This window comes from Afipia sp. MLSD5-FHT05B12, from assembly GCF_058793355.1.
This window is the reverse complement of sequence record NZ_JBXAFS010000007.1, coordinates 26127-51288: the sequence shown is the minus strand read 5'-3', so window position 1 is coordinate 51288 and position 25162 is coordinate 26127. Positions and strand designations below refer to the sequence as shown.

Here is a 25162-nt window from a genome sequence, read left to right as displayed (position 1 = left end):
CGCATGCGCGCGACGCTTGAGGGGACGCCTTGGATAGCACGATCCTTCTGTTCCTGCTGCAGGACGGAATAACCAGCGGCGCGATCTACGCGCTGCTCGGGCTCGCGCTCGTTCTGGTGTTCGCGGTAACCCGCGTCATCCTGATCCCGCAGGGCGAGTTCATTACCTTCGGCGCGCTGACCTACGCGATCCTGGCAACCGGGAAGGTGCCGGGCACCGCCCTGCTGGCGATCGGCATGGGCATCGTCGCGTTCTGCTTCGACATCGTCGCCGGCCGCAACATAATGACCCTTCGGCTGGTGCTGCGATCGCTGGCGCTGAACATCCTGCTGCCGCTCGCGATCTGGGGCTTGGCGACAATGCTGGCGGGACGCCAGAACAATGTGGTCGTCAACTTCCTGCTGTCGATCATCATCGTCGCCCCGATCGGTCTTTATCTCTATCGCATCGCCTATCAGCCGATAGCACATGCCTCGGTGCTGGTGCTGCTGATCGCGTCGGTCGGCATACATCTCGCCTTGCAGGGGCTGGGGCTGGTGTTTTTCGGGCCCGAAGGCCTGCGCGCACCGGCGATTTCCACCGCCGCTTTCACTATCGGGCCGTTGCGTTTCACCGGCCAGAGCATCGCCATCTATGCTATCACCATCCTGCTGATCGTCGGCCTCTGGCTGTTGTTCGGCTACACGCTTTACGGCAAGGCGCTCCGCGCTACCGCTGTCAATCGCCTCGGCGCACGCATCGTCGGCATTCGCACCACGCTGTCGGGACAGGTCGCGTTCCTGCTCGCCGCCGTCATCGGCACCATCTCAGGCATCCTGATCGTCCCCATCACCACGATCTACTATGACACCGGATTCCTGATCGGCCTGAAAGGTTTTGTCGCCGCCATCATCGGCGGCCTCGTGAGCTATCCCCTCACCGCCGCCGCAGCCGTAGTGGTCGGTATCGTCGAAGCGTTCTCGTCGTTCTATGCCAGCAACTTCAAGGAGGTCATTGTCTTCACGCTGCTGCTCCCGGTTCTGATCCTGCGCTCGCTGGCTTCGCCAGAGGTCGAAGAGGAGAACGACTAGTGTGGCGGTTCGCAAGTCCGCTTTTCTGTTCTCGCAGGCCCGTTAGCGGATCTGCGAACCAAGGCCACACTAGAATTATATTTGATCAGTGTCCTTTCGAATCCGAAGTTCGCTACGAAAGACGCTGCACGATGATGCGAACTTCGGATTCGGGACACTGATGTGACGCAGCGTTGGGGCATGATCGTATTCGCACTGGTGATGACGGGCATCCCGTTTATCCCGGGCATGCCGCCGTTCTGGATCGTACTGCTCGACAACATCGGCTTGGCCGCACTGGTTGCGATGGGCCTCGTGCTGCTGACCGGCGTCGGCGGCCTGACGTCATTCGGCCAGGCCGCATTCTGCGGTTTCGGCGCCTATACGACAGCGATCCTCACCACCTCCTACGGACTGTCGCCGTGGCTGACATTGCCGCTGTCGCTGATCGTCAGCGGCGTCGCGGCCGTGATTCTCGGCCTGATCACAGTCCGACTGTCTGGCCACTACCTGCCGCTCGGCACCATCGCCTGGGGCATCAGCCTGTTCTATCTGTTCAGCAAGCTCGAACTGGTCGGACGCAACGACGGTATTTCAGGCATTCCGCCACTGGCGATTGGCGGATTGCACCTGACCGACCCCGGCAAGATTTATTTCGCGATCTGGTTCGCGGTGATTGTGTGTGCGCTGCTGACGGTGAACCTGCTCGACTCGCGGACTGGCCGCGCGATCCGCGCGCTGCGCCGCGGCCATATTGCGGCGGAAGCATTCGGCGTGCAGACCGCGCGAGCCAAGCTCTTGGTCTTCATTTATGCCGCCGTGCTCGCAGGCTTGTCGGGGTGGCTTTATGCACATTTCCAGCGTGCGGTGAATCCGACGCCGTTCGGGCTGAATGCCGGCATTGAGTATCTGTTCATCGCCGTGGTCGGCGGGGCGGGTTATGTCTGGGGCGCGGTACTCGGCGCAGGCATCGTCATCGTGCTCAAGGAATTCCTGCAAAGCTTCCTGCCAGTGGTGTTTCACGGATCGGCGCAGCTCGAGACTGTGATTTTCGGTATCCTGCTGGTGGCGTTGCTGCAGGTCGCGCCCGGCGGCATGTGGCCTCGCCTCGCGGCCCTGCTGAAATTCGATACCGCGAAGCTTCCCCGCCCGAAGGCGGCGGAAGCGTTGCCGCCGCGCAGCAAGGCTATCCCCGCCTCCGAAACGCTGCTCGACATTCAGGCCGCGCGCAAACAGTTCGGCGGCGTGATCGCAGTCAATGACGTGTCGTTCGACGTTCAAGCGCGCGAGATCGTGGCGCTCATCGGCCCCAATGGCGCGGGCAAGAGCACCACGTTCAACCTCATCACCGGCGTGCTGCGCTCATCGGGCGGAACGATCTCCATTCTCGGTCACAACGTCGACAATGCGCCGCCGCAGGACATCGCCAGGCTCGGCGTCGCCCGCACCTTCCAGCACGTCAAGCTGGTGCCCGACATGACAGTGCTGGAAAACGTCGCCATCGGTACCCATCTGCGCGGCCATGCCGGCGCGATCGCCAGCATGCTGCGGCTCGACCGCAAGGATGAAGCCGCGCTGCTGGCGGAAGCTGCAAAGCAGATCGAGCGCGTCGGTCTCAGCGGCCAGATGCATCAACTGGCGGGAAGTCTTTCGCTCGGCCAGCAGCGCATCGTGGAAATCGCCCGCGCACTGTGCGTCGATCCGATCCTGCTGCTGCTGGACGAGCCCGCGGCCGGTTTGCGTCACATGGAGAAGCAGAAACTGTCGGCGCTGCTGCGCCAGTTACGCTCTGAGGGCATGTCGGTCCTTCTGGTCGAACACGACATGGGCTTCGTGATGGATATCGCCGACCGTATCGTTGTGCTGGAGTTCGGCACCAAGATCGCCGAAGGAGCGCCGATGGCGGTCCGCGCCAATCCCGACGTGATCAAGGCCTATCTGGGGACAGCGTCATGACAAAACTGCTGTCCGTCGAAAATGCGCACATTGCCTATGGCAAGGTCGAAGCCGTGCGCGGCGTGACGCTTGACGTCAACGCCGATGAGATCGTGACCATCGTCGGCGCCAACGGCGCAGGCAAGACCACGCTGCTCAACGCCATCATGGGAATCCTGCCACTCAACGGCAGTGTTGTCTTCTCCGGGCAGCAAATCTCCCGTCTCGATATCGAGGACCGCGTCGCGGCGGGACTTTGCATCGTGCCTGAGCATCGCGAACTGTTCGGCACCATGACAGTCGAGGAAAACCTGCAACTCGGCGGCTTCCGTGTGCCGCGCGCAAAGGCCGCCAGCGAGCAGGAACGAGTTTTTGCGCTGTTTCCACGACTGAAGGAACGCCGCACTCAACTCGCAGGCACGCTGTCCGGCGGTGAGCAGCAGATGCTGGCCATGGGCCGCGCGCTGATGAGTCAGCCGCGTCTCTTGATGCTGGACGAACCGTCGCTCGGCCTCGCACCGCTGATCGTTGCGGACATTTTCCGCACCATCGGCGAATTGCGTCAGGCCGGCGTATCGGTGCTGCTGGTTGAGCAGAACGCCCGCGCCGCGCTGGAGATCGCCGACCGCGCCTATGTCATGGAGCTTGGCGAATTCATCATGAGCGGCTCGGCGAAAGAGATCAGCGGTGACCAGCGCGTGGTGGCGAGCTATCTTGGATTCCAGCACGACGAACAGAGCAAGCTGTAGCGTTCTCTCGTTTGTCATCACCGGGCTTGTTCCGGCGATCCCGATAATCGGACACCGATGCCTTCGCTCGGGATGGCTGGGACGCAGGCGAGCGGAAATGACGCCGTTCTTCGAACGGCTATGCCCGACCGTGATGTCATTCTGATACTCGCCCCGGCAAGAAAATGCCCGGCACAAGGCCGGGCACCGTCGCAGCGAATATTCTTTCAGCCGTTACTTCACGACTTCATACTTGCCGCTCTTCACAGTCAGGATGATGCGCGAGCGATCATCGGTGCCGAAGCGGTCCTTCTCGGTGAAGTTGTAGACGCCCTGGCTGGCTGCAATTTCCTTCTCAGAGAGCAAAGCCTGACGGATCGCCTCGCGGAATTCCGGCGTGCCGGGCTTGGCCTTCTTCAAGGCAACCGGCACGACGCGCTTCAGCACTTCAAAGGCATCGTACATGTGGCCGGCGAACTGGCTGCGGGTGTTGGCGCCGTACTTCTTTTCATAGGCGGTGTTCAGCGCCATGCCCGGCTTCTTGGTCAGCGCGCTGTCCGCCTGCCCCTCCGGAGCCATCACTGGGCCCGCGGCCATGATGACGCCTTCCGCGGACGGACCGGCAATGCGGATGAAATCCATCGCGGCGGCACCGTGGGTCTGATAGATCAAACCCTTGTAACCGCGCTCGCGCAGCGCCGACTGCGGCAGCGCGGCACCGGTGCCCGATGCGCCGATCAGGATTGCATCCGGATTGGCTGCGACCAGTTTCAGAACCTGACCTGCTACCGAGGTGTCGGGGCGCGCATAGCGCTCTTCGGCAACAACGGTGATGCCGCCCATGGCGCCGGTCTGGGTCTTCAGATCATTGAGCCACAAGTCGCCGTAGGAGTCCGAGAAGCCAATATAGCCCACGGTCTTGATGTTGTTCTTCTTCATGTGCTCGTAAAGCACCTTGCCCATGATCGGCACCGGCTGCGGCATCACAGCCGTCCACTTTTCGCGAGCCGGAGTGATCGGCAGCGGCGCGAGGCTGAGCTGCGGCACGCCAACTTCGTTGGCGACGGTTGAGATTGCGATCGATGGTGGCGTGGTCGACGAGCCGATGATGATGTCGGCGTTGGATTCGGTCACGAACCGGCGCGCATTGGTTGTGGCGGCGGTTGGATCACCGGCGTCATCCAGAACGATAGTCTTGATCTTGGCGCCGCTGATTTCGCCCGGCACGAACTCGAGCGCGTTCTTTTCAGGAATGCCGAGCGCGGCCGCAGGGCCTGTGGTGCTGATGCTGACGCCGATAGTGATGTCCTGCGCGCGCGCGGCACCCGGCAAAGCCATCGCGGCCCCAAGAACCACTGCGGTCCATGTTAAAGTCTTCATGGTCATCCTCCCTTGAAAGTCTCTTTGACGTTTCTGACAGTCGTTAACGATTGCGGGATGCGAGGCTATTTGCGGTGCAGCATCCGGTGTCGGTTGCAGCCATTCAGATAGAAGTTACCGGCCATTTGCAATGCTTTCCGCACTTGCCATTGGTATGATACGCGAGGCTTCGAACGGCCTTTCCCGATATTGTTATCTGGTATAATCAATTTTGACGGCGAACAAAACCCTATTCGCAAGACGCCGGGAGTTACAGACGTTGCGGACACAGATTGCCATCATCGGCGGAGGCCCGGCGGGGTTGCTGCTCGGACAGTTGCTGCACCGCTATGGCATCGACAACGTCATTTTTGAGCGCAAGGATCGTGACTACATCCTGGCGCGGATCCGGGCGGGCGTACTCGAACAGGGCACTGTCGGCCTGCTGGAGGAAGTCGGCGTCGCGGAGCGGCTGCACCATGACGGCCTGATCCATCACGGCATCGAACTGGCGTTCGGCGGCGCACGCCACCGGATTGACATGACGCGGGCGACCGGCAAGACGGTAACCGTCTACGGGCAGACCGAAGTTACCCGCGACCTGATGGATGCGCGGATCAAGGCGGGACTCACGACCGTTTATGACGCCGGCAATGTCAGCCTGCACGACTTCGAAAGCGACCAGCCGCGGGTGCGTTACGTCAAGGATGGCGCAACCCATGAGGTGGCCTGCGATTTCATCGCGGGGTGCGACGGCTTTCACGGCGTCAGCCGGCAGAGCGTCGAGCCGGATGCGCTCAAGATCTTCGAGCGCGTTTATCCGTTCGGCTGGCTCGGCCTCCTGTCGGAGACGCCGCCCGTCTCGCCTGAACTAATCTACAACAATCACGAGCGCGGCTTCGCGCTGTGTTCGATGCGCTCAATGCATCGCAGCCGCTACTACTTGCAATGCAAACTCGACGACCATATCGACCACTGGCCGGACGACAGGTTCTGGGACGAATTGAAACGCCGCCTCGACCCGCAAGCCGCCGCCAGCCTCATCACAGGACCGTCGATCGAAAAGAGCATCGCGCCGTTGCGGAGCTTCGTCGCCGAGCCCATGCGGTTCGGACGGCTGTTCCTCGCGGGTGACGCCGCGCATATCGTGCCGCCGACAGGCGCCAAGGGGCTCAACCTTGCCGCCAGCGATGTGCATTATCTTTCAACGGCGCTGCGCGAGTTCTACACCGATAAATCTCCGGCGGGCATCGACGATTACTCGCGGCGCGCGCTGAGCCGGGTGTGGAAGGCCGAGCGCTTCTCCTGGTGGATGACCTCGATGCTTCACCGTTTTCCGGGAACAGATGAATTCAGTTCACGTATCCAGCGCGCGGAACTCGCCTACCTGATCGAATCCGACGCGGCGAAGACCTCGCTCTCGGAAAACTATGTCGGACTGCCGTATTGAGCTGACAGGCGAAGCGTTGCTCTCGTCTTTATTACGCGCAGATGAAATAAAATCACTTCGTTGTCGTTTCAAACGTACAGAAGCGTCCTGTTTCAAACTTGATTTTGAATGATCGCGCGCGGAGCCCACTCTATAGTGCGGCAACCGCACCACGCAGCATTTGAAAGAGAAACATGGGAACGACCGAAACTCTCGCCGATATTCCAGCAGGCTTCGCACGACATCCGCGGCGCAGTCCGCTCACCGAGCCGTGGGAGCCGATCTATTTCAAGGCGACGCCAGATGCCTACATTCTTGGATTGCGCCTCGCCGAGGCGCACACCAATTCCCGCGGGTTGATTCATGGCGGGCTGATCGCGGCGCTTGCAGATAATGCGATGGGATTGAGCTGCTGCGTCAAGGGGGGTCTCTCGGGCATCGTCACCGTGAATCTTTCGGTCGATTTTCTCGGCTCGGCAAAGATCGGCCAGTGGCTCGCATTCGAAACCGACTTCGTCAAAATCGGCGGGTCAATCTGCTTCGCGCAGTGCTTTGTCACGGCCGATGGCGAACCTTGTGCGCGAGCCAACGCGACTTTCAAGATCCCAAGCCGGAAATCCTGATACGGCTCGCTACTTGGTTCCGAACCGCCAGTCTGATTTCTCGATCACAAGATCGGCGAACGCCCTGACTTTCGCGGAGAGCAATCGCGAGGTCGGATAGACGAGATGAATCGGCATCGGCGGCGCCTCGTAGTCAGCCAGCACGATCTTCAATCGTCCAGCCTTGAGCGCATCCGTTACCTGATAGGCCAGCACGTTGATCAGCCCGCCGCCCTGCTCGGCGTGCAGCACCGCCGCGTCGGTGCTGTTGGTGGCGAAGCGCGAGATATGGGGAACGCGGATCTCGCGGCCGTTCTCCGTGAAGCGCCATTCGGACAGCGACGTTCCGCCCGAGAATTGAATGATCTCGTGCGTGGCAAGATCCGACGGTTTCGATGGCGCTCCGCGCGCCTTGAGATATGACGGAGAGGCAACGACGATCCGCCGCATGTCGCCAACCGTGCGCGCCACCACGCTGGAATCCGCCAGATGCCCAATGCGCACGGCGATATCGACGCCCTCGTCCACCAGATTGATCATGCGGTCCGACAGCCGCAGTTCGGCGCTGACGTCCGGATATTGCTTCAAATAGTCCGACATGACAGGCCCGACATGCAGCCGTCCAAACATCAGTGGCGCGGAAACGACGAGTCTGCCGGACGGCTGGGTGCGCTCGGCCTGAACCGAGCCTTCGGCTTCCTCGACATCGCCGAGAATCCGCCGCGCGCGCTCAAGATAGCGGGTGCCGACGTCGGTCAGCGTCACCGATCGCGTGGTGCGCTGAAGCAGCCGCGCGCCGAGATGGTTCTCCAGGCTGGCGATCAGCCGCGTCACCGCCGATGCCGAGAGACCAAGCTTGCGGGCCGCCGGTGCAAATCCCTCAAGGTCCGCGACGGAAACAAACGCGCGCATGGCATCGAGACGGTCCATGGGATTATTTCATAAACAGCAATTATGAAGTGTCAATAGGCCAGATTGTTACAGAATGGGGCGAGCCGCATATCTCACGGCAGCGGTGCGGCATGGGCCGAGCCGCCTCTGAAAGGATAATCCGATGTCCCTGATCCCAACCCCGGCTTCCATTGAAGCTTCCCCTGCCGACTCGCAGCCTCTGCTGGAGGCCGTCAACAAGCAGCTCGGCGTGGTGCCGAACCTGTTCCGTCTTGTCGGCGTCAGCCCGGCGGGTCTCGAAGGTTATCTTGGTCTCAACGGCGCGCTGGGCAAGGGCACGCTCGATGCACGGACGCGCGAGCGCATCGCGCTGGCCATCGCCGAGATCAACGGTTGCAGCTATTGCCTCTCCGCGCACGCCTACCTCGGCAAGAATCTCGCCAAGCTCAGCGACGAGGAAATTCGCGCGAATCGCGACGGAGGGTCGACCGATGCGACGGCGGATGCGGCGGTCCGCTTCGCGGTTCTGCTGACGCAGAAGCGCGGCCATGTCGGCGCCGACGCGGTCCGCGATTTGCAGCAAGCCGGGTATACCGGCGCGCAGATCATCGAGATCGTCGCGCATGTCGCGCTCAACACCTTCACGAACTACATCAATGAGTCGCTCGGCACCGAGATCGACTTCCCCCTCGTGCCGGCACGTGCGGCTGCCTGAGCCTTCAGAACCCGAATGAGGCAAGCCGGATGCCCGCGCGGCTTGCCTCGTTTCTGATCGTGCAAATACGCTCGTGCAAGGCGTGACAAAAAAGAGGCGAGAGATGAACAACGATTTCACGATCTCCAGCGATGTCGCGTTCACACCCGCCGTGAAGGCGATCCAGACCCGCAAGGGATCGCGCGGAGGGTACGCCCATATGGAAGACGGCGGCGGCTTTCGCACCGAGATCGACCCGTCCCTCGCCGCCTTTATCGGCGAGCAGACCAGCTTCTTCCTGGCGACGGCGAACGCGGACGGTCAGCCCTACATCCAGCATCGCGGCGGCCCGGCGGGCTTCCTCAGGATTCTCGACAAAGACACGCTGGCCTTCGCGGATTACCGCGGCAACCGCCAATACATCACGCAGGGCAATCTCAGCGAAAATCCGAAGGCCTATATTTTCCTGATCGATTACATCAATCGCCGCCGGATCAAGATCTGGGGCGAGGCGCGCGTGGTCGAGGACGACCCGGCACTGATCGCGGCGCTGATGCCGAAGGAATACAAGGCAAAGCCCGAGCAGGCGATCCTGTTCAAGATCACCGCATGGGACATCAACTGTCCGCAGCATATTCCCATGAAGTTCGACGCCGCCGATGTCGCGGCGGCCATTGCCGCCCGGGATGAGCGCATCGCCGAGCTTGAGGCGGACGTGGCGCTGCTGAAACAGCGCCTTCCGCCTCAATAAGGGCTTGTCTGTCAGGCCGCAGCGATCATCCGCTGCCACTGATGTTCGGGATAGTAGCGCGCCATCATCCGGTCCACGTAGGCGACGAGGTTGGAGAACTCCAGCGCGCGCTGACGCAACGGCGAATCGAAGAACGGCGTCATCAGCCCGGCCAGTGAGGCGAACGCCATCGCGTCGGTACCGCAGGGCTTGTCGCCCATCAAATACGGCTTCCAGCCGAGAAGCATCGACAGCGCGGATAGTGAGCGGACGCCGAGTTCGGTGATCTCGTCAGGCGTGTGGCGGGCTAACCCCGCGATACGCATACTCTCCGCAACCCGGCCGCGCACGTCCTCCCGTACCGCGTCGCGAATGTTTTCGGGCGCGTCGTCGAAGAAATGCGCTGGTCCCTTGGCGAAATTTTCTGGCATCATCCAGCGGGTATAGACGGACGCCCAGTTGAAATGATTTTCGACCATGCGCTCGATCGCCCAGGCTTCGGCGCGCTGGCGCTCATCGAGCCCGGCATCGAGATCGAAGCCGTGCTTCTTTTCAAGATGGAACCGGATGAAGGTGGAATCGGCAATCCGCTCGTCGCCATCGTCGACATAGGGCAACTGACCCTTCGGCGAGGTGTCCGGCATCGCCCGCTGCTTGACGTATTTCAGGCCCGCCATCCTGAACTGGACTTCGGTCTTGGTGACATAGGGGCTGATTTCCGGGAGGCCGAAGCCGGGGCCAATGCCATAGAGAGTGATCATGGAAGCATCCTTTGCGCGTTGAAAAGATGCCCGTTTGTAGATACCCCCTGCTGCCACCATACTGTCAGCAGCAAGAGACCCTGCGAGAGACCGCAAAATGAGGCGCGCCGACCGGCTGTTCCAGATCATCCAGGTGCTTCGGCGCACCCGCAAGCCGCTGACTGCCGAGGCGATTGCAAAGGAGCTGGAAACCTCGAAACGCACGATCTACCGCGATATCGCCACCCTGATCGGCCAGCGCGTGCCGATCCGGGGCGAGACCGGCACCGGCTATGTGCTGGAAAAGGGGTTCGACATGCCGCCGCTGATGCTGACGCCGGACGAGGTCGAGGCCGCGGTGCTGGGCGCGCAATGGGTGATGGGGCGGGCCGATCCGGCGCTGGCGAAGGCTGCGCAGGACCTGATCGCCAAGATCGTCGAAACCATTCCCGAGCGGCTGCAACCGCTGGCGCTCGAGCCCGCCAGCCGGACCCCGCCGAAATGGGACGCGCCGTCCGACAGCATCGATATGACGCAATTGCGGGCGCATATCTATGCCAGCAAGAAAGTCCTGCTGCACTATCGCGACGAACAGGGCCACGACACCCGACGCACTGTCTGGCCGATCGCAGTGGGTTATCTGGAGACCGTGCGAATGCTGGCCGCGTGGTGCGAACTGCGAAAGGATTTTCGCAGCTTCCGGATCGACCGCATGACAGATGCGGTATTTCTCAACGAGAAGTACCCCGAGCGCCGCGCCGCATTGCGGGCGAAATGGATGAAGAGTTTTTCGCTCAAACAACATGCGCGAGCGCCGACGCCATGACCTCAACCGACAACCCCTGCCAGAGCTGCGGCGCCTGCTGCTCCTATTCGAGCAACTGGCCGCGCTTCACGGTGGAAGATGACGCCGCGCTCGACCTCATTCCCGAAAAATTCGTCAACGACCGGCTGTCCGGCATGCGCTGCGACGGCGACCGGTGTTCGGCGCTGACCGGCAAGGTCGGAACCGCGACAGCCTGCGGAATCTACGATGTGCGTCCCGAAGTCTGCCGCACCTGCATGCCGGGAGACCCGGAATGCGGCATGGCCCGGCGGCGGTTCGGACTGCCGGAACTCGCGGCCGGTTCGGCTGGCGGCGAATAATCGGGAACTAATGTTCCCTTCAAGCGTCAACTCTTTCAGCCCCTGAACCAGAGGAGCACGACGCCATGCGGGAGATGGAAATTCACGACTATGCGCGTCAATTGCTGGAAGCACACGGGCCCCGGGCAATTGCCGAAGCCGCCCAGAAGGCCATTGAGTGCGAACAGCAAGGCAAGGCCGAACTGGCCAAAAACTGGCGGCATGTCGAGGACGCGCTCAAGATGATGCGCGGGCCACACCAAAGCTGAAGCTGTCCAGCAGCGGATGACGGCGTGATTTTCAAGGAATCGCTCTCAGTTGCAGGAGTGAGGCCATGATTTCGAACTGTGCGACCGCCGAAGATGTCCTCAAGACCATCAAGGACCACAAGGTCCAGATGATTGATCTGCGGTTCACCGACCTGCCGGGTGTCTGGCAGCATTTCTCCGTCCCACCGAGCGCGGTGAATGCCGGCGCCCTCGACGAGGGCCTTGGATTCGATGGCTCATCGATCCGCGGCTTCCAGGAGATTCAGGAAAGCGACATGCTGGTCGTGCCCGACCCGGCGACCGCCTTCATCGACCCCTTTCCTGCAACAACGACGCTTGTTCTTATCTGCAACATCAGGGACCCGGTGACCGGTCAATCCTATAGCCGCGATCCGCGCTATATTGCCCAGAAAGCCGAGACCTACCTGAGGAGTACCGGCCACGCCGATACGAGCTATTTCGGCCCGGAGGCGGAGTTCTTCGTCTTTAACGACGTGCGCTACGGACAGGGTATCAACTACGCCTTCCACGAAATCGATTCCAGCGAAGGCAGCTGGAATACCGGCAAGGACGAGGAGCCGAATCTGGGCCATAAGCCGCGCCCGAAAGAGGGATACTTTCCAGTTCCGCCAACCGACAGCCTGCAGGATCTTCGCACCGAAATGGTGCTGACGATGGAAGCGCTGGGGATCGCGATCGAAGCCCATCACCATGAAGTTGCGACCGGCGGCCAGAACGAAATCGACATGCGCTTCACGACGCTCACCCGCATGGCTGACAACCTGATGATCTACAAGTATGTGGTCAAAAACACCGCTCACCGGCACAACATGACCGCGACATTCATGCCCAAGCCGTTGTTCGAAGACAACGCCTCCGGAATGCATGTTCATCAGAGTCTCTGGAAAAACGAGACCAACCTGTTCTACGGCAAGGCTGACTACGCCGAGTTGAGCGAGCTCGGCCGCTATTACATCGGCGGGCTTCTGACCCACGCCTGGGCCTTATGCGGCCTTTGCGCCCCGACCACGAATTCCTATCGGCGTCTGGTGCCGGGTTACGAAGCTCCAATCAACCTGGTCTACTCCCAGCGCAATCGCTCGGCGTGTTGCCGGATTCCGATGTATTCACCGAACCCGCGGGCGAAGCGCGTCGAGTTCCGTTCGCCGGACCCGTCGTGCAATCCCTACCTCGCCTTTTCCGCGATGCTGATGGCCGGCCTCGATGGCGTTGAGAAGCGCATCGATCCTGGCAGGCCGATCGACAAGAATCTTTATGATCTGCCGCCCGCCGAAGCGAAGGAGGTGAAATCGACACCGGGATCGCTGGATCAGGCGCTCGATGCACTCGAGCGCGATCACGCGTTCTTGCTATGCGGCGACGTCTTTACCCGCGATGTGATCGAAACCTGGCTCGACTACAAACGAACGAAGGAGATCGATGCCATTCGGCTTCGCCCCCATCCGCACGAGTTTCATCTCTATTATGATATCTAGTGGAGCGGATTTGACATTCGCATCCCTGACCGCGGGCGCGTGACGCGAATGTCAACCCAGGTCGCAGCGGCTTACGCCGGCATCGCCGCGAGGTCGCCCTCGTCGTCGATCTCGTCGGCGATCGGGGCGAAGGTGCTCAGCGGCTTGGTCGAGAGCGTGATATTGCGGCGGTTGCCGTAAGACGACGCTGACGGGCCTGCCGATGGCGCCTCGCGCGACATCGCGAACAGCGTCGAGCCGACAATACCGCCCTGCTCGACCAGATCGCGCTCTGTGCAGGTCGCCGCGATCGCGAGGCTCATCCCGTGCAGATGGGCGCGGCGGTAGCAGAACAGAGCAAGCATCGCCCTGACATCCGCCGAGACCGATTCCACAAGTTGAGGAAGACCGTGTTCGCTGGCTCGGTACAGGCTTCCGAGCATCTCGTCGCCGACCGGGCAGACGTCGTTCTCAAAGGCTTCGCGGCTGGACCACATTGAAAATCTCCCCAGCTACATGACCCGCCAGTATGGGCGGCTTGGCGGAAAAATCATGCGCCACTTCATTCCCGGAAGATGCAATGCAATTTCCTAACGCAAGGTTAACCACGCGCTCGTGTTCATCCGCGCGTTCATTGAATGTTAGAGAGATGGAACCGGCCCGCACACAGGGCGAATCAACGGGTGATTCGGCGAGGCACGGGAGGAGACGGAACGACAAGCATATCGTGACAGCGAAGGCTTAGACGGGCTTGTCCCTGACCCAGTCCGCGATGGCGCGGCCAATCGCCGGACCGGAATCTTCCTGAATGAAATGGCTGCCGGGAACGGTGACCTCGGTCTGGTTCTTCCAGCCGCGGCAGAATTCCCGCACCTTTCCAATCAGGATCGCACCGGGTTCGGCATTAACGAACAGCTTCGGCACATCGTTCTGCGCCATCCATTGCGCATAAGCATCGACAATAGCGACCACATCGGCAGGCTCTCCGCCTATTGGAATCTGGCGCGGCCAGGTCAGTGTCGGCCAGCGGTCCTCGCGATTGAGAAATGGCTTGCGATAGACCTCCATCTCGGCGTCGGTCAGCTTGCGCAGAACCGAGCCCGGCAGCACCCGTTCAATGAACAGGTTGCGGTCGAGGATCATCTGCTCACCCTTGTCGGAGCGGAATCCCTGGAACACAGGCGTCGCCGCCTCGCTCCACTCCTCCCATCCCGCGACGGGGCGCACGATGCCTTCCATATAGGCGATCCCGCGCACGCGATCGCGATGCTGGTTGGCCCAGTCGAAACCGAGCGCCGAACCCCAATCGTGAATCACCAGCAGAACCTTTTCGCCCGGGCCAATCACCGCGTCGATGAACGCCCAGAGATGATTGCGGTGCGTGGTAAAGCGATAGGTATCCGGCTTCACGTTCGGCAGCTTGCCGGAATCGCCCATCCCGATCAGATCCGGCGCGATCAGACGGCCCTGTCCTTCAAGCTCGGGAATGACGTCGCGCCAGAGATACGACGAGGTCGGGTTGCCGTGCAGGAACAGGATCGGCGCGCCTTCGCCGCGTTCGTGATAGGCCATGCGATGACCGAGGACATCGACAAACTTCTTCGAAAGCGGCTGCTCGGTCACGGCGCATCCTCATGATAACAAGCGATCGATCAGGGCCTGATCTTGATCGTAGACCCAGCACTCATGGAGCCGGTCGTCGCGGATCGAATACACCAGCAGCCGCTGCACGTCCGTGGATTTGTCGTCATGGCTGAACTGCTCGCGCGCCAGAACCGCGCCGCGCTCCGGCCCGGCCATGATCTGATCGACACTGAGCAGCTTGCGCCGGGTGCGCTTGCGAAACTCTTCAAGCACTGCGAGGCACGTGGCTTTACCCTTGTGCGTGCCAGACAGCGGATTGTTGCCGCCGTAATGGAGCGTGAACTGATCGTGGTAGCAGTCGCGGATCGTTGGGAAGTCTCCTGCCGCCCAGGCTGTCGCGTAGCGCGTGACGACACGGCGAACGCGTTCGGTGGCCGCCGCGTCGTCGATCGCCTTCATGTCCGCCATCGCAACTTCTTTCTCGCGAACTTACTCGCCGATGAACGTAGCCGCCTCAGGGATCGTCGCACGGTTGGTGCGATAGCTGTTGGCGAGATGCGCCTCATCCGCATAGCCGAACGAAATGCCGCAGACGACGCGGCGATCATCCCCGACCCGGAGATGCTTGCGCACCACGTCGGCATGCCCGGCCAGAGCCGCCTGCGGAATGGTGGCGAGACCCGCGGCCTGCGCAGCGAGCATGAAGCTGCTGACATAACCGCCGCAATCGATGGCCCCATAGACGCCGAGCGCGTCGTCGCTGGTGATGATCGCCACATGCGGCGCGCCGAAGAAGCGGAAGTTTTCCAGCATCTGTTTGTTGTACGCAGCCTTGTCGCCGCGCTGGATGCCGAGTGCGTTGTAGAGCTGGTATCCGCTCTCGCGGCGACGATCCATATAAACGCCCTGATACTCGCGCGGAAACGGAAAGTCCGTCACCGGCGGCGCGCGCTCGCTCGCCGCCTTGTACATTGCCTCGCCGAATGTCCTGACCGCATCGCCGGAAAAGATCGCAACCTGCCATGGCTGGCTGTTGCACCATGACGCGGTTTTCTGCGCGGCGTTCAGCACACGTTCAATGGTCGCGCGCGGAACCGGGTCCGGCTTGAACGCGCGGCAGGAATACCGCGCGGCAAGCAGCTTCTCCACGACTTCAATGTCGCGGCTGTCGGGTTGTGCAAGCATGGATCTCAGCGTCCTTTGGTCGGAATCGCGTTGAACGGGACATCCTTGTCGACGCGGATGTCGCCCGGCAAGCCTAGCACGCGTTCAGCGATGATGTTGCGCAGGATTTCGTCGGTACCACCTGCTATGCGATCCGACGGCGAGCGCAGCAGGATCGACTGAAACTGGCCGCCGACCGACGGGCTGTCCGCATCGGTCAGCGCGCCGGACGCGCCCTGAAGGTCCATCGCGAACATCGCGATGTCCTGCAGCATGGTGCCGGCGACGAGCTTGCCGATGGAGTTTTCCGGGCCCGGGCGTTCGCCGCGCGACAGCGCCGAGATCGAACGATAGCTGGTATACTTGAGACCGCTGGCCTTGACCGCCCAGCTTGCGAGCCTTGAGCGGACATTCTTGTCCTCGATGGCGGGACCGTCTTCCAGCATCAGATCGTTGCAGAACGCGAACAGTTCGGGAAAGCCGGTCGACTGCCGCGCGCCGATAGACATGCGCTCGTTCATCAGCGTGGTCAGCGATACATTCCAGCCGTCACCGACCTTGCCGAGCCGCTGCGAGTCCGGAATCTTCACATCGACAAAGTAGACTTCGTTGAATTCCGACTGGCCGTTGGCCTGCTTGATCGGCTTCACGGTGACGCCCGGCGACGTCATGTCGAGCCAGAACATGGTCAGGCCCTTGTGCTTCGGCTGGGTCGGATCGGTGCGTGTGATGACGATGCCGTAATCGGAGAAGTGCGCGCCGGTGGTCCAGACCTTCTGGCCATTGATGATCCAGTCGTCGCCCTTCTTTTCCGCGCGGGTGCGCAGACCCGCGACGTCGGAACCGGCGGACGGTTCAGAGAACAACTGACACCAGACATGTTCACCGGACGCGAGCGGCGGCAGATAGGTCTTTTTGTCAGCATCGCTGCCGAACGCCATCAGCGTCGGGCCGCACATGCCCTGCCCGATCAAAAACACGCCTTCCAGCTTGCCGTAGAACCCTTCTTCCTGCTGCCAGATCACGCGCTCGATCGGCGACGCGCCGCGGCCGCCGAATTCCTTCGGCCAGTGCAGGCAGGCCCAGCCGGCAGCGGCCTTCTTCTTCTGCCACTTCTTGGATTCTTCCAGGATGTCGTGGTTCTTCAGCTTGATGCGGCCGACGGTCGGCTGCGACAGTTCAGCTTCCAGTTCCTTCGGTGCGTTGGCCTGAATCCAGGCGCGGGCTTCGGCGCGGAAGGCGGCTTCCTGCGGGGTGTCATCGAAATTCATGAGAATGATCCTTTGTTTCTCGTCATTCCAGACGATCCGCAACGCGGGTCGATCCGGAATCTTGTCTCAACTGGATTCCGGGTTCGCTCGAAGACGAGCGTCCCGGAATGACGTGATCTTCAACTCGCGTTCTTGAAGCGCAGGCGGTCGATCAACTGGTTTTCCCAGTAGGTCGCGCTTCCGAGCGACAGCGCGAGCACGTTGGCGCGCCGGTAATACAGATGGCAGTCGAATTCCCAGGTGAACCCCATGCCGCCATGCACCTGAATGTTGTTCTTGGCGCAGTGCTGGAACGCCTGCGTGGCGCTGATGCGGGCCGTTGCCGCTGCTTCCGGCAATTCCGCGGCGTCGGTCGAGAGTGCCCACGCGCCGTAGTAGCAATTGGAGCGCGCCAGCGTCGCCGACACATACATGTCGGCAAGAATGTGCTTCACCGCCTGGAACGAGCCGATCTGGCGGCCGAAGGCGATGCGGTCGAGCGCATAATCGCGGCCCATTTCCAGCGCGCGGTCGGCGCCGCCGACCTGCTCGAACGCCATCAGCACGGCTGCGCGGTCCAGCACGCGGGTCAGGATGCTCCAGCCCTCGCTGGTCGCGCCGAGCGGCTCCGCCTTGCCGCGGTCGAACGTGATCTCGGCCTGGCCATGCGCCTGATCGAGATTGGCGAGCGCCTTGCGCGTCACGCCCTCGCCGTTCAGATCGACAATGAACAATCCGATGTCAGTCTCGCGGCCGGTCGATCCGGTGCGCGCTGCGACGATTGCGAAATCCGCAATCGCGCCATCCGCCACCGGCGTCTTGATGCCGGAGATCGCGCCCTGCGATGCCGAGACCTTGATCGCCTTGTGCGACGGATTGCCGACGCCCTCGAACAGCGCCAGCGTGCCGATGGCTTCACCCGACGCGATCTTCGGGAGCCACTTCGCTTTCTGAGCATCACTGCCCGCGAGCATGATGGCTTCCGCGGCGAGATAAATGGTTGACGAGAACGGCACCGGCGCCAGCGCGCGACCCATTTCCTCGGCGATCACACATAGTTCGAGGTGTCCCGCGCCCGCGCCGCCGAATTCTTCCGGAATAGCGACACCGAGAAAGCCCATCTCCGCGAGGCCCTTCCACAGCGCCTCGTCATAAGGCGCCTTGCCTTCCAGCACGGCGCGCACCGCCTTCGGCGGCGAATGTTCGCTAAGATAACGCCGCGCCTGGTCGCGCAATTGTTTCTGGTCGTCCGAGAATTCAAAGTTCATCTGGTTTGACTCGTGTTGTGAATGTGAAAATTATCCGAGAACGATGACGTCCGGCCCCGGCTGGTCTGCATAGAGTTGCTTCACCAGCGCGGCGCGGCGCTCAAGCCCCGCGCGCTGGTTGATGTAACCCTTGTCGGTGAGTTCATTGCCGTCGATGGACGGCGGCTCCGCCATCAGCATGGCACGGGCAATTTTCATACTGCTCACGCCGTTGATGGCCTTGTTGTGCGCCAACAATCCCTCGCGCAGATGTGCGCGGACTTTGGGATGATTCACCACCATGTCCATCGACGCATTCATGTCTTCGATCAGCCGGCGGCAGGAGTCGAGATTGGGCCACGCCAGAAGACCGATGAAGGGGCGATCCTGTCCCGCCACCAGCGCGTCCTGAACAACCGGCGACGCCGCGGCAATGGCATCGGTGCGCAGCGCGCCGACCAGAACGAACGTCCCCGTTGTGAGCTTGAAATCCTCGACCACCCGGCCCGAAAAAATCAGGCCCTGCGCTGGATCCTTCGGATCGACGAACACACCGGCATCGCCGATGCAGTAGAAGCCTTCCTCGTCGAAGGCCTTCTGCGTCAGTTCGGGCTGGCCGTAATATCCCGGCGTTACATTCACTCCGCGCAGCCGCAATTCGTACTGCGCCCCAACCGGGACCATCTTCAACTCGACCCCGGGAAACGGCAGACCGATCAGGCCGACGCGCTCGGTGTCCCAATAGGTGCCGGTGGATGTCGGCGCGGTCTCGGTCGAGCCCCAGCCGGTATAGAACACAAAGCGTTCGCCGGTGGTGCGCACCGCCAGCGCCTGGAAGCGATCGTAAAGATCGTCGGGCAGCCGCGCGCCGCCATAGGCGAGCAATCCGAGATCCCTGAAGAACGAGCGGCACAGCGCATCGTCCTTTTCCATCACCGCCGCCAGCGCCGCGTAGCCAGCCGGGACGTTGGCATAGTAGGTCGGCGAAACCTCGCGCAGGTTGCGCAGCGTTTCCTCGAACTGGCCGGGCACCGGACGGCCATCGTCGATATACAGCGTGCCGCCTTCGGTCAGCGCCACATTGAACAGCGCATTGCCGCCCATGGTGTGATTCCACGGCATCCAGTCGAGATAGATCCCGTCGGGCGCGTCGTCGGGACGCGGCCGCACCTGCATCATCATGCGGGCGTTGGCGCACATCATCTTCTGCGTGTTGATGACGGCCTTGGGCATCCCCGTGGAGCCCGAGGTGAACAACAGCTTGCCGACTGTGTCCGGCGCGATTTGCGCGATCGAGTCCGCGACTGCGGGCGTCACCGGCGTCGCGGCGAGATCGGCATAGGAAACGCTCTTGATGTTCGCGGGCGCGCGATCGACATGGATCACCGTGATGCCATCAAGATCAAGCGCAGCCAGCGCCTTTTCGAACATCGCGCCATCCTGCACCATCACCACCGCAGGCTGCACAAGACCGAACAGGTATTTCAGTTTGGCGTGATCCTGGCTCATCAGCGAATAGGCCGGAGACACCGGCGCCGCCGGAACCCGCGCCTGCATCGCCGCCTGCGTCATCAACGCGTGCTCGATGGAGTTGCCGCTCAGGATCGCAACCGGACGACCGGCGGGCAGCTTCATGTCAAGCAGCGCCTGCGTCAGCGCATCAATGGTCCGCTTCGCTTCACCGTATGAGACCTTGTGCCATTGCCGCTCGGGGCCTCTGCGCTGCGCCAGCCAGATGTGGTCGGGACGCGCGGCAGCCCACTTCGCCACCGAGGCGGGAATATGCGGTTCATACGGATCGAGCGGAAACCGGGACTTCAGGACGATCACGCCGTCAGCGCGCCGCTCGACATCGATATCGCGCGGCAACCAGTCGATTTTCCGGAATGCGGGCTTCGTGAGTACCGTTGCCGTCTCCGCGTTCACTTCGCTTCTCCCTGGAACGTGGCCTCTTGTGAGGCTTTCTGTTTGTTCGTCCGCAATTACATATTGCGGTAGATCGGCTTCCTCTTCTCCAGAAAGGCGCGCACACCTTCCTTGAAATCCTCCGACCGCGAGGTCAGCACCTGGTTGCGGTCCTCCATCGCGATCACGGCTTCGATCGAGGACGCATCGACGCTCATGTTGAGGCACTCCTTGGAGAGCCTCAGACCGAGTGGGGATGCTGCCAGCATGGATTCGATATAGGGCGCAGCCGCAACATCGAGATCGCCGTCATCCACCACTTCGGACACAAGACCGACAGCATGCGCCCGCTCGGCATGAATGAAGCGCCCGGTCAGAATCAGTTCCGAGGCCACCGACACGCCGACCAGACGCGGCAGGAAATAACTGGTGCCGATATCGCAGCCGCCGAGCCCGAGCCGGATGAAAGCGCAGTTCATCCGCGCCGATCTCGCCGCGATCCGGATGTCCGCAGCCAGCGCTAGCGCAAAGCCGCCGCCGGAGGCGGCGCCCTGCACCAGCGCTATGATCGGCTGCGGACAGCGCCGCATCAGCATCACGATGTCGGCGATCGAGCGCTGGTGATCGAGCGCATCGGCCACGCTGGCTGGCGGCGCGCCTGGCGGACGCCGGCTCATCGCCTCCTTGAGATCGAGGCCGGCGCAGAATACCCGACCGGCCCCTTTCAGCACGACGATCCGGGTGCGTGTATTGCGCGCCAGATCGCCGAAGTACTGATTCAACGCATCGACCATCTGATCGTCGAGCGCGTTCAGGCTGTCCGGGCGATTGAGGGTCACCCAGTCCACACCATTGTCGTGCTCGACAAGCAGAGGCGTTGCGGTCACGGCGTTACCGGGGCGCCATGCGGATCGCGCCGTCGAGACGGATCGTTTCGCCGTTCAGCATCGGATTCTCGACAATCGCAACCGCGAGTTGGGCGTACTCGCTCGGATCGCCAAGGCGCGCCGGATGCGGCACCTGCGCGCCAAGGCTCTTCTGCGCTTCTTCCGACAGGCCCATCAGCAGCGGCGTCAGGAACAGGCCGGGCGCGATGGTCATGACGCGAATATTCATCGAGGCGAGATCGCGCGCGACCGGCAGTGTCAGGCCGACGATACCACCCTTCGATGCAGAGTACGCCGCCTGGCCGATCTGGCCGTCGAAAGCAGCAACACTGGCGGTGTTAATGCACACGCCGCGCTCTTCACCGATTGGCGGGGCTGTCTGCATGCGCTCGGCGACGAGACGGATGCAGTTGAACGTGCCGATCAAATTGACCTTGATGACGCGTGAGAAATGATCGAGCGGATAGGCGCCGTTCTTGCCGACGGTCTTCACCGCGCCGCCAATGCCGGCGCAATTCACCAGCACGCGGATGGTGCCGTGCGCGGCTTCAGCCTTCGCGATGGCTTCCTTGACCGGCGCTTCTTCCGAAACGTCACCGACCAGCGCGAGACCCTTGATCTCCTTGGCGACGGCTTCCGCGCCGTCCTTGTTCATATCGATGACGGCGACCTTCGCGCCCTTCGCGGCCATCGCGCGCGCCGTTGCCGCGCCCAGGCCTGAACCGCCGCCGGTGATGAGTACTGAAACATCCTTGAGCTGCATAAGTCGTTTTCCTCGTGTGACGGATTGTTAAGTCGTGATGACTTCAGGACGCTTTCGCTGTGGCCGGTTGCGACCACTGCGAAAGAATTTCGGCGGCATCGATCGGCGGCACCGCCGGCGAGCCCTGAATGTTTGATGGCGTGCGCGAGAACCGCGGCGCAGGTGCGGGCTGCACATGGCCGTCGACGTTGACGAAGGTCTGACGCGCGGCTAGGTGCGGATGTGACGGCGCGTCGAACAGGCCGCGCACCGCGGCGGCGCAGGCGTCCGAGCCTTCCAGAATCGCCGCCCATTCATCGCGCGTCCTGGTCTTGAACAGCGCGGCCATCTTTTCGTGCAGGTTCGGCCAGCCCTTGCGGTCCATCTGCGCGTCGTAACAGTCTTCACTGAGCCCGGCGAGCTTGCGCAACTCCGCATAGAACTGCGGCTCGAGCGCGCCGATCGCCATGAACCCGCCGTCCTTGCACTGATAGGTGCGATAGAAAGGCGCGCCGCCGTCGAGCAGGTTGGTGCGCGGCTGATCGGTCCAGCGCCCGGTCGCCTTCATGCTGTGGAACATGGTCAGCATGCTGGAGACGCCGTCGCACATCGCGGCATCCACGACCTGACCCTTGCCCGACGCGCGCGCTTCGATCACGCCCGCCAGCACGCCAACGACGAGATACATCGCGCCACCGCCGTAATCGCCGACAAGATTGAGCGGCGAGACAGTTTCGCCGTTGGCGGCGCGGAATGAATCGAGCGCGCCGGTAATAGCGATGTAATTGATGTCATGACCCGCTGCCTGCGCCAGCGGTCCTTCCTGACCCCAGCCGGTCATGCGGCCGTAAACCAGCTTCGGATTGCGCTTCAGCACAACGTCGGGCCCGAGACCGAGACGCTCCATCACCTGCGGCCGGAAACCTTCGATCAGCACATCCGCCGATGCAATCAGATCGAGCGCCTGCGTGATGTGAGCCGGGTTCTTCAGATCCAGCTCGATGACGCGCCGCCCGCGATTGACGAAATCACGCACATCGCGCTTGCCCTGTCCGGGCCGCGCAATCGACACGACGTCCGCGCCCATGTCGGACAACAGCATCGAGGCGAACGGGCCTGGTCCGATGCCTGCGAACTCGATAACGCGCACGCCACGCAGCGGACCTGTTGCCGCCGAACGATCCTTCATCTGTTTTCTCTCCCGAATTCACGTCTTCTTGTTTGCGCGACAGATACAACGCCGCTTTTTAACTGACAGAATTCTATCACCCCTTGCCGGCCGACGATCCTTCTGTGTCGAAGGACATGCCTGCCTTGTCCGTCAGCAATCCGCCGAGGAACAATGTCGTCATGTGCCTGATGTATTGACGCCTGACCTCGTCGGTGATGCCAGTCGGCCCGAGGAATCGGGCATTCATCTGACGGCCGTAGAACAGGTTGTCGCAGGCACCGTTGAGGCTGATGTAAAACAGCGCCGGATCGACCTTGCGGAATTCGCCGGCTTCAACGCCCTGTTCGAGCAGGCCGCGCACGAAGCCGAACAGCGGATCAATGAAGAAGCGATGGACTTCTTTTGAAGTCGCCTCGCTGCCCTGATGCAGCAGCAGATGAATCAGCCGGCTCAGATATGGCACGCGGTAATAGGCATTGATGATGCCGGCGATATGCCGCCGCATCTTTTCCGTCGGCGAAATCGGCTGATCGAGCACAAAAGCCAGATTCGTCATTTCCGCGGCGGCGTCGCGCGCCAGCAACGCCAGCAACAGACCATCCTTGTTGCCGAAGTGATACTTCACCAGCGCGGCGTTGACGCCCGACTTCTGCGCGATCTCGCTCAGCGACACCTCGGTCGAGTTCCGCTCGATCATCAGATCGCCGGCGGCCACCAGTAATTTCGCAGCCGTAGCATTCATCGGCACGGTTTCCTTTTCGGGAACCTGCTTCGACGGCGGCCGGCGCGGCTTTTTGGCGGTCAGGGTCGGTGACATGCGCGGTCTCGGGACATAACGGGCCACCAGCTAACCCGATGATCGGGCCGCGCTCAAGAGTTAATTGACCGATTGACTAAATCTCGCACCGCGCCTTTAATCGCGCCCAACCGAAAACAATCCATCAGGGAGTATCACTATGGCTGAAGCCTATATCGTTGCCACCGCCCGCACCGCAGGGGGACGCAAGGGAGGCCGCCTCGCAGGCTGGCATCCAGTCGATCTCGCAGCTTCAGTGCTGGATTCGCTGGTGGACCGCACCGGTGTCGATCCCGCCCAGATCGAAGATGTGATCATGGGCTGCGTCATGCAGGCCGGCGAGCAGTCGAACAACGTCGCCCGCAACGCGGTGATGGCTTCCAAGCTCCCGGAGAGCGTACCCGGCACCTCGGTCGACCGTCAGTGCGGTTCGTCGCAGCAGGCCTTGCACTTCGCCGCGCAGGCGGTGATGGCCGGCTCGATGGACATCGTGATCGCCGCCGGTGTCGAGGGTATGACCCGCGTGCCGATGGGACTTCCGGCAACGCTGGCCGCGAAGAACGGCTTCGGCACCTACATGAGCCCGAATATCCAGAAGCAATACCCGAACATCCAGTTCAGCCAGTTCACCGGCGCTGAAATGATGGCGGAGAAGTACGGCCTGGCGAAGGAAGACCTCGACCAGTACTCCTACCAGAGCCACCAAAAGGCGATCGCCGCCACCCAGGCTGGCGCGTTCAAGGACGAAATCGTTCCGCTCAAGTTCACGCGCGAGGACGGCTCGAGCGATATTCACAGCATCGACGAAGGTATCCGGTTCGATGCCACCATCGAAGGCATCCGCGGCGTCAAGACGATTGCCGAGAACGGCAAGCTCACCGCTGCCAGCGCCAGCCAGATCTGCGACGGCGCGTCAGGCGTCATGGTGGTGAACGAGAAGGGCCTGAAGGCGCTCGGCATCGCGCCGCTGGCGCGTATCCATCACATGACCATGATCGGCGGCGATCCCATCATCATGCTGGAGGCGCCGTTGCCCGCGACCCACCGCGCGCTGAAGAAAGCCGGCATGAAGATCGATGACATCGATCTGTTCGAGGTCAACGAAGCCTTCGCCTCGGTGCCAACCGCCTGGCTCAAGGACACTGGAGCCGATCCGGCACGGCTCAACGTCAATGGCGGCGCCATCGCGCTCGGCCATCCGCTCGGCGGCTCCGGCACCAAGCTGATGACGACGCTGATCAACGCGCTGAAACAGCGCAACAAGCGCTACGGTCTCCAGACCATGTGCGAAGGCGGCGGCATGGCCAACGTGACCATCGTCGAGCGGCTGTAAGCAACGACTTTGAAAGGGCGGGTTCATGACCCGCCCTTTTTTTGCTGACGGGTATCA

At 61.9% G+C, this 25162-nt stretch carries 26 protein-coding genes; 12 read left to right on the top strand and 14 right to left on the bottom strand.

Annotated features, from left to right (window positions below):
* Nucleotides 1–29 precede the first annotated feature (29 nt).
* The 3 genes from AC1Q6J_RS11685 to AC1Q6J_RS11675 all read left to right on the top strand — a co-directional run bounded on the left by AC1Q6J_RS11685 (nucleotide 30) and on the right by AC1Q6J_RS11675 (nucleotide 3733).
* Nucleotides 30–1070, top strand: coding sequence for a branched-chain amino acid ABC transporter permease (locus tag AC1Q6J_RS11685; RefSeq protein ID WP_492279490.1), 1041 nt, complete (start codon nucleotides 30–32; stop codon nucleotides 1068–1070).
* A 180-nt stretch (nucleotides 1071–1250) separates the two neighbouring features.
* Nucleotides 1251–3005, top strand: a complete 1755-nt coding sequence (locus tag AC1Q6J_RS11680; RefSeq protein ID WP_492279597.1) for a branched-chain amino acid ABC transporter ATP-binding protein/permease — start codon at nucleotides 1251–1253, stop codon at nucleotides 3003–3005.
* Nucleotides 3002–3733 carry an ABC transporter ATP-binding protein gene (locus AC1Q6J_RS11675; protein ID WP_492279489.1) on the top strand — a complete coding sequence of 244 codons (732 nt, stop codon included), beginning with the start codon at nucleotides 3002–3004 and terminating at the stop codon, nucleotides 3731–3733. The genes AC1Q6J_RS11680 and AC1Q6J_RS11675 overlap by 4 nt, the downstream gene beginning before the upstream one ends.
* Before the next feature lie 213 nt (nucleotides 3734–3946).
* On the opposite strand, the gene AC1Q6J_RS11670 is transcribed toward AC1Q6J_RS11675, so the two are convergent.
* A complete protein-coding gene (locus AC1Q6J_RS11670) occupies nucleotides 3947–5092 on the bottom strand; it encodes an ABC transporter substrate-binding protein (protein ID WP_492279488.1) in 1146 nt (381 codons plus the stop codon).
* 259 nt (nucleotides 5093–5351) lie between these two features.
* On the opposite strand from AC1Q6J_RS11670, the gene pobA reads away from it, so the two are divergent.
* Together pobA and AC1Q6J_RS11660 are read left to right on the top strand one after the other, a co-directional pair.
* Nucleotides 5352–6521 (top strand): 4-hydroxybenzoate 3-monooxygenase, encoded by a 1170-nt coding sequence (gene pobA / locus AC1Q6J_RS11665; RefSeq protein WP_492279487.1) that lies wholly within the window; start codon nucleotides 5352–5354, stop codon nucleotides 6519–6521.
* Nucleotides 6522–6694: 173 nt separating this feature from the next.
* A complete protein-coding gene (locus tag AC1Q6J_RS11660) occupies nucleotides 6695–7123 on the top strand; it encodes a PaaI family thioesterase (RefSeq protein WP_492279486.1) in 429 nt (142 codons plus the stop codon).
* Nucleotides 7124–7132: 9 nt separating this feature from the next.
* On the opposite strand, the gene AC1Q6J_RS11655 is transcribed toward AC1Q6J_RS11660, so the two are convergent.
* A complete protein-coding gene (locus tag AC1Q6J_RS11655; RefSeq protein ID WP_492279485.1) occupies nucleotides 7133–8032 on the bottom strand; it encodes a LysR family transcriptional regulator in 900 nt (299 codons plus the stop codon).
* A gap of 124 nt (nucleotides 8033–8156) precedes the next feature.
* On the opposite strand from AC1Q6J_RS11655, the gene AC1Q6J_RS11650 reads away from it, so the two are divergent.
* Nucleotides 8157–8708: a carboxymuconolactone decarboxylase family protein gene (locus AC1Q6J_RS11650; RefSeq protein WP_492279484.1), complete on the top strand. Its 552-nt coding sequence runs from the start codon at nucleotides 8157–8159 to the stop codon at nucleotides 8706–8708.
* A 103-nt stretch (nucleotides 8709–8811) separates the two neighbouring features.
* Nucleotides 8812–9438, top strand: a complete 627-nt coding sequence (locus AC1Q6J_RS11645; protein ID WP_492279483.1) for a pyridoxamine 5'-phosphate oxidase family protein — start codon at nucleotides 8812–8814, stop codon at nucleotides 9436–9438.
* Between the two features lie 11 nt (nucleotides 9439–9449).
* Here the strand turns inward: AC1Q6J_RS11645 and AC1Q6J_RS11640 are convergent, their stop codons facing one another.
* Nucleotides 9450–10178 (bottom strand): glutathione S-transferase family protein, encoded by a 729-nt coding sequence (locus AC1Q6J_RS11640; protein ID WP_492279482.1) that lies wholly within the window; start codon nucleotides 10176–10178, stop codon nucleotides 9450–9452.
* Between the two features lie 97 nt (nucleotides 10179–10275).
* On the opposite strand from AC1Q6J_RS11640, the gene AC1Q6J_RS11635 reads away from it, so the two are divergent.
* From AC1Q6J_RS11635 to glnA, 4 genes are all read left to right on the top strand, one after another.
* Nucleotides 10276–10983, top strand: a complete 708-nt coding sequence (locus AC1Q6J_RS11635; protein WP_492279481.1) for a helix-turn-helix transcriptional regulator — start codon at nucleotides 10276–10278, stop codon at nucleotides 10981–10983.
* Complete coding sequence (locus tag AC1Q6J_RS11630; protein ID WP_492279480.1) at nucleotides 10980–11303, top strand: YkgJ family cysteine cluster protein; 324 nt, start codon at nucleotides 10980–10982, stop codon at nucleotides 11301–11303. Before AC1Q6J_RS11635 ends, AC1Q6J_RS11630 begins: the two co-directional genes overlap by 4 nt.
* 65 nt (nucleotides 11304–11368) lie before the next feature.
* Nucleotides 11369–11551 carry a hypothetical protein gene (locus tag AC1Q6J_RS11625; protein WP_492279479.1) on the top strand — a complete coding sequence of 61 codons (183 nt, stop codon included), beginning with the start codon at nucleotides 11369–11371 and terminating at the stop codon, nucleotides 11549–11551.
* 65 nt (nucleotides 11552–11616) lie between these two features.
* The gene (glnA, locus tag AC1Q6J_RS11620) at nucleotides 11617–13047 is read left to right on the top strand and encodes a type I glutamate--ammonia ligase (RefSeq protein ID WP_492279478.1); all 1431 of its coding nucleotides are present in this window, start codon (nucleotides 11617–11619) and stop codon (nucleotides 13045–13047) included.
* Nucleotides 13048–13118: 71 nt separating this feature from the next.
* On the opposite strand, the gene AC1Q6J_RS11615 is transcribed toward glnA, so the two are convergent.
* From AC1Q6J_RS11615 to AC1Q6J_RS11565, 11 genes are all read right to left on the bottom strand, one after another.
* Nucleotides 13119–13523, bottom strand: coding sequence for a hypothetical protein (locus tag AC1Q6J_RS11615; RefSeq protein WP_492279477.1), 405 nt, complete (start codon nucleotides 13521–13523; stop codon nucleotides 13119–13121).
* 244 nt (nucleotides 13524–13767) lie between these two features.
* Nucleotides 13768–14649 (bottom strand): haloalkane dehalogenase, encoded by an 882-nt coding sequence (locus tag AC1Q6J_RS11610; protein ID WP_492279476.1) that lies wholly within the window; start codon nucleotides 14647–14649, stop codon nucleotides 13768–13770.
* Nucleotides 14650–14658: 9 nt separating this feature from the next.
* Nucleotides 14659–15069 carry a nuclear transport factor 2 family protein gene (locus AC1Q6J_RS11605; protein WP_492279475.1) on the bottom strand — a complete coding sequence of 137 codons (411 nt, stop codon included), beginning with the start codon at nucleotides 15067–15069 and terminating at the stop codon, nucleotides 14659–14661.
* Nucleotides 15070–15099: 30 nt separating this feature from the next.
* Nucleotides 15100–15795 (bottom strand): nitroreductase, encoded by a 696-nt coding sequence (locus AC1Q6J_RS11600; protein ID WP_492279474.1) that lies wholly within the window; start codon nucleotides 15793–15795, stop codon nucleotides 15100–15102.
* Nucleotides 15796–15800: 5 nt separating this feature from the next.
* Nucleotides 15801–17045 carry an acyl-CoA dehydrogenase gene (locus tag AC1Q6J_RS11595; RefSeq protein ID WP_492279473.1) on the bottom strand — a complete coding sequence of 415 codons (1245 nt, stop codon included), beginning with the start codon at nucleotides 17043–17045 and terminating at the stop codon, nucleotides 15801–15803.
* A gap of 119 nt (nucleotides 17046–17164) precedes the next feature.
* Complete coding sequence (locus AC1Q6J_RS11590) at nucleotides 17165–18292, bottom strand: acyl-CoA dehydrogenase family protein (protein ID WP_492279472.1); 1128 nt, start codon at nucleotides 18290–18292, stop codon at nucleotides 17165–17167.
* A gap of 30 nt (nucleotides 18293–18322) precedes the next feature.
* Nucleotides 18323–20197 carry an AMP-binding protein gene (locus AC1Q6J_RS11585; RefSeq protein ID WP_492279471.1) on the bottom strand — a complete coding sequence of 625 codons (1875 nt, stop codon included), beginning with the start codon at nucleotides 20195–20197 and terminating at the stop codon, nucleotides 18323–18325.
* Between the two features lie 56 nt (nucleotides 20198–20253).
* Nucleotides 20254–21063 carry an enoyl-CoA hydratase/isomerase family protein gene (locus AC1Q6J_RS11580; RefSeq protein ID WP_492279470.1) on the bottom strand — a complete coding sequence of 270 codons (810 nt, stop codon included), beginning with the start codon at nucleotides 21061–21063 and terminating at the stop codon, nucleotides 20254–20256.
* Nucleotides 21064–21067: 4 nt separating this feature from the next.
* A complete protein-coding gene (locus AC1Q6J_RS11575) occupies nucleotides 21068–21826 on the bottom strand; it encodes an SDR family NAD(P)-dependent oxidoreductase (protein WP_492279469.1) in 759 nt (252 codons plus the stop codon).
* A gap of 43 nt (nucleotides 21827–21869) precedes the next feature.
* The gene (locus tag AC1Q6J_RS11570) at nucleotides 21870–22994 is read right to left on the bottom strand and encodes a CaiB/BaiF CoA transferase family protein (RefSeq protein WP_492279468.1); all 1125 of its coding nucleotides are present in this window, start codon (nucleotides 22992–22994) and stop codon (nucleotides 21870–21872) included.
* A gap of 76 nt (nucleotides 22995–23070) precedes the next feature.
* Nucleotides 23071–23793 carry a TetR family transcriptional regulator gene (locus AC1Q6J_RS11565; protein WP_492279467.1) on the bottom strand — a complete coding sequence of 241 codons (723 nt, stop codon included), beginning with the start codon at nucleotides 23791–23793 and terminating at the stop codon, nucleotides 23071–23073.
* 139 nt (nucleotides 23794–23932) lie between these two features.
* Between AC1Q6J_RS11565 and AC1Q6J_RS11560 the strand changes: the two genes are divergently transcribed.
* Nucleotides 23933–25105: an acetyl-CoA C-acetyltransferase gene (locus AC1Q6J_RS11560; protein WP_492279466.1), complete on the top strand. Its 1173-nt coding sequence runs from the start codon at nucleotides 23933–23935 to the stop codon at nucleotides 25103–25105.
* The last annotated feature ends 57 nt before the right edge of the window (nucleotides 25106–25162 follow it).

Excerpts from the sequence above, each read along its gene's own strand:
- AC1Q6J_RS11680 (WP_492279597.1), top strand. The coding sequence starts at position 1,251 with ATGATCGTATTCGCACTGGTGATGACGGGCATCCCGTTTATCCCGGGC.
- AC1Q6J_RS11675 (WP_492279489.1), top strand. The coding sequence starts at position 3,002 with ATGACAAAACTGCTGTCCGTCGAAAATGCGCACATTGCCTATGGCAAG.
- AC1Q6J_RS11670 (WP_492279488.1), bottom strand. The coding sequence starts at position 5,092 with ATGAAGACTTTAACATGGACCGCAGTGGTTCTTGGGGCCGCGATGGCT.
- AC1Q6J_RS11660 (WP_492279486.1), top strand. The coding sequence starts at position 6,695 with ATGGGAACGACCGAAACTCTCGCCGATATTCCAGCAGGCTTCGCACGA.
- AC1Q6J_RS11655 (WP_492279485.1), bottom strand. The coding sequence starts at position 8,032 with ATGGACCGTCTCGATGCCATGCGCGCGTTTGTTTCCGTCGCGGACCTT.
- AC1Q6J_RS11650 (WP_492279484.1), top strand. The coding sequence starts at position 8,157 with ATGTCCCTGATCCCAACCCCGGCTTCCATTGAAGCTTCCCCTGCCGAC.
- AC1Q6J_RS11645 (WP_492279483.1), top strand. The coding sequence starts at position 8,812 with ATGAACAACGATTTCACGATCTCCAGCGATGTCGCGTTCACACCCGCC.
- AC1Q6J_RS11640 (WP_492279482.1), bottom strand. The coding sequence starts at position 10,178 with ATGATCACTCTCTATGGCATTGGCCCCGGCTTCGGCCTCCCGGAAATC.
- AC1Q6J_RS11635 (WP_492279481.1), top strand. The coding sequence starts at position 10,276 with ATGAGGCGCGCCGACCGGCTGTTCCAGATCATCCAGGTGCTTCGGCGC.
- AC1Q6J_RS11630 (WP_492279480.1), top strand. The coding sequence starts at position 10,980 with ATGACCTCAACCGACAACCCCTGCCAGAGCTGCGGCGCCTGCTGCTCC.
- AC1Q6J_RS11625 (WP_492279479.1), top strand. The coding sequence starts at position 11,369 with ATGCGGGAGATGGAAATTCACGACTATGCGCGTCAATTGCTGGAAGCA.
- glnA (WP_492279478.1), top strand. The coding sequence starts at position 11,617 with ATGATTTCGAACTGTGCGACCGCCGAAGATGTCCTCAAGACCATCAAG.
- AC1Q6J_RS11615 (WP_492279477.1), bottom strand. The coding sequence starts at position 13,523 with ATGTGGTCCAGCCGCGAAGCCTTTGAGAACGACGTCTGCCCGGTCGGC.
- AC1Q6J_RS11605 (WP_492279475.1), bottom strand. The coding sequence starts at position 15,069 with ATGAAGGCGATCGACGACGCGGCGGCCACCGAACGCGTTCGCCGTGTC.
- AC1Q6J_RS11600 (WP_492279474.1), bottom strand. The coding sequence starts at position 15,795 with ATGCTTGCACAACCCGACAGCCGCGACATTGAAGTCGTGGAGAAGCTG.
- AC1Q6J_RS11595 (WP_492279473.1), bottom strand. The coding sequence starts at position 17,045 with ATGAATTTCGATGACACCCCGCAGGAAGCCGCCTTCCGCGCCGAAGCC.
- AC1Q6J_RS11590 (WP_492279472.1), bottom strand. The coding sequence starts at position 18,292 with ATGAACTTTGAATTCTCGGACGACCAGAAACAATTGCGCGACCAGGCG.
- AC1Q6J_RS11575 (WP_492279469.1), bottom strand. The coding sequence starts at position 21,826 with ATGCAGCTCAAGGATGTTTCAGTACTCATCACCGGCGGCGGTTCAGGC.
- AC1Q6J_RS11570 (WP_492279468.1), bottom strand. The coding sequence starts at position 22,994 with ATGAAGGATCGTTCGGCGGCAACAGGTCCGCTGCGTGGCGTGCGCGTT.
- AC1Q6J_RS11565 (WP_492279467.1), bottom strand. The coding sequence starts at position 23,793 with ATGTCACCGACCCTGACCGCCAAAAAGCCGCGCCGGCCGCCGTCGAAG.
- AC1Q6J_RS11560 (WP_492279466.1), top strand. The coding sequence starts at position 23,933 with ATGGCTGAAGCCTATATCGTTGCCACCGCCCGCACCGCAGGGGGACGC.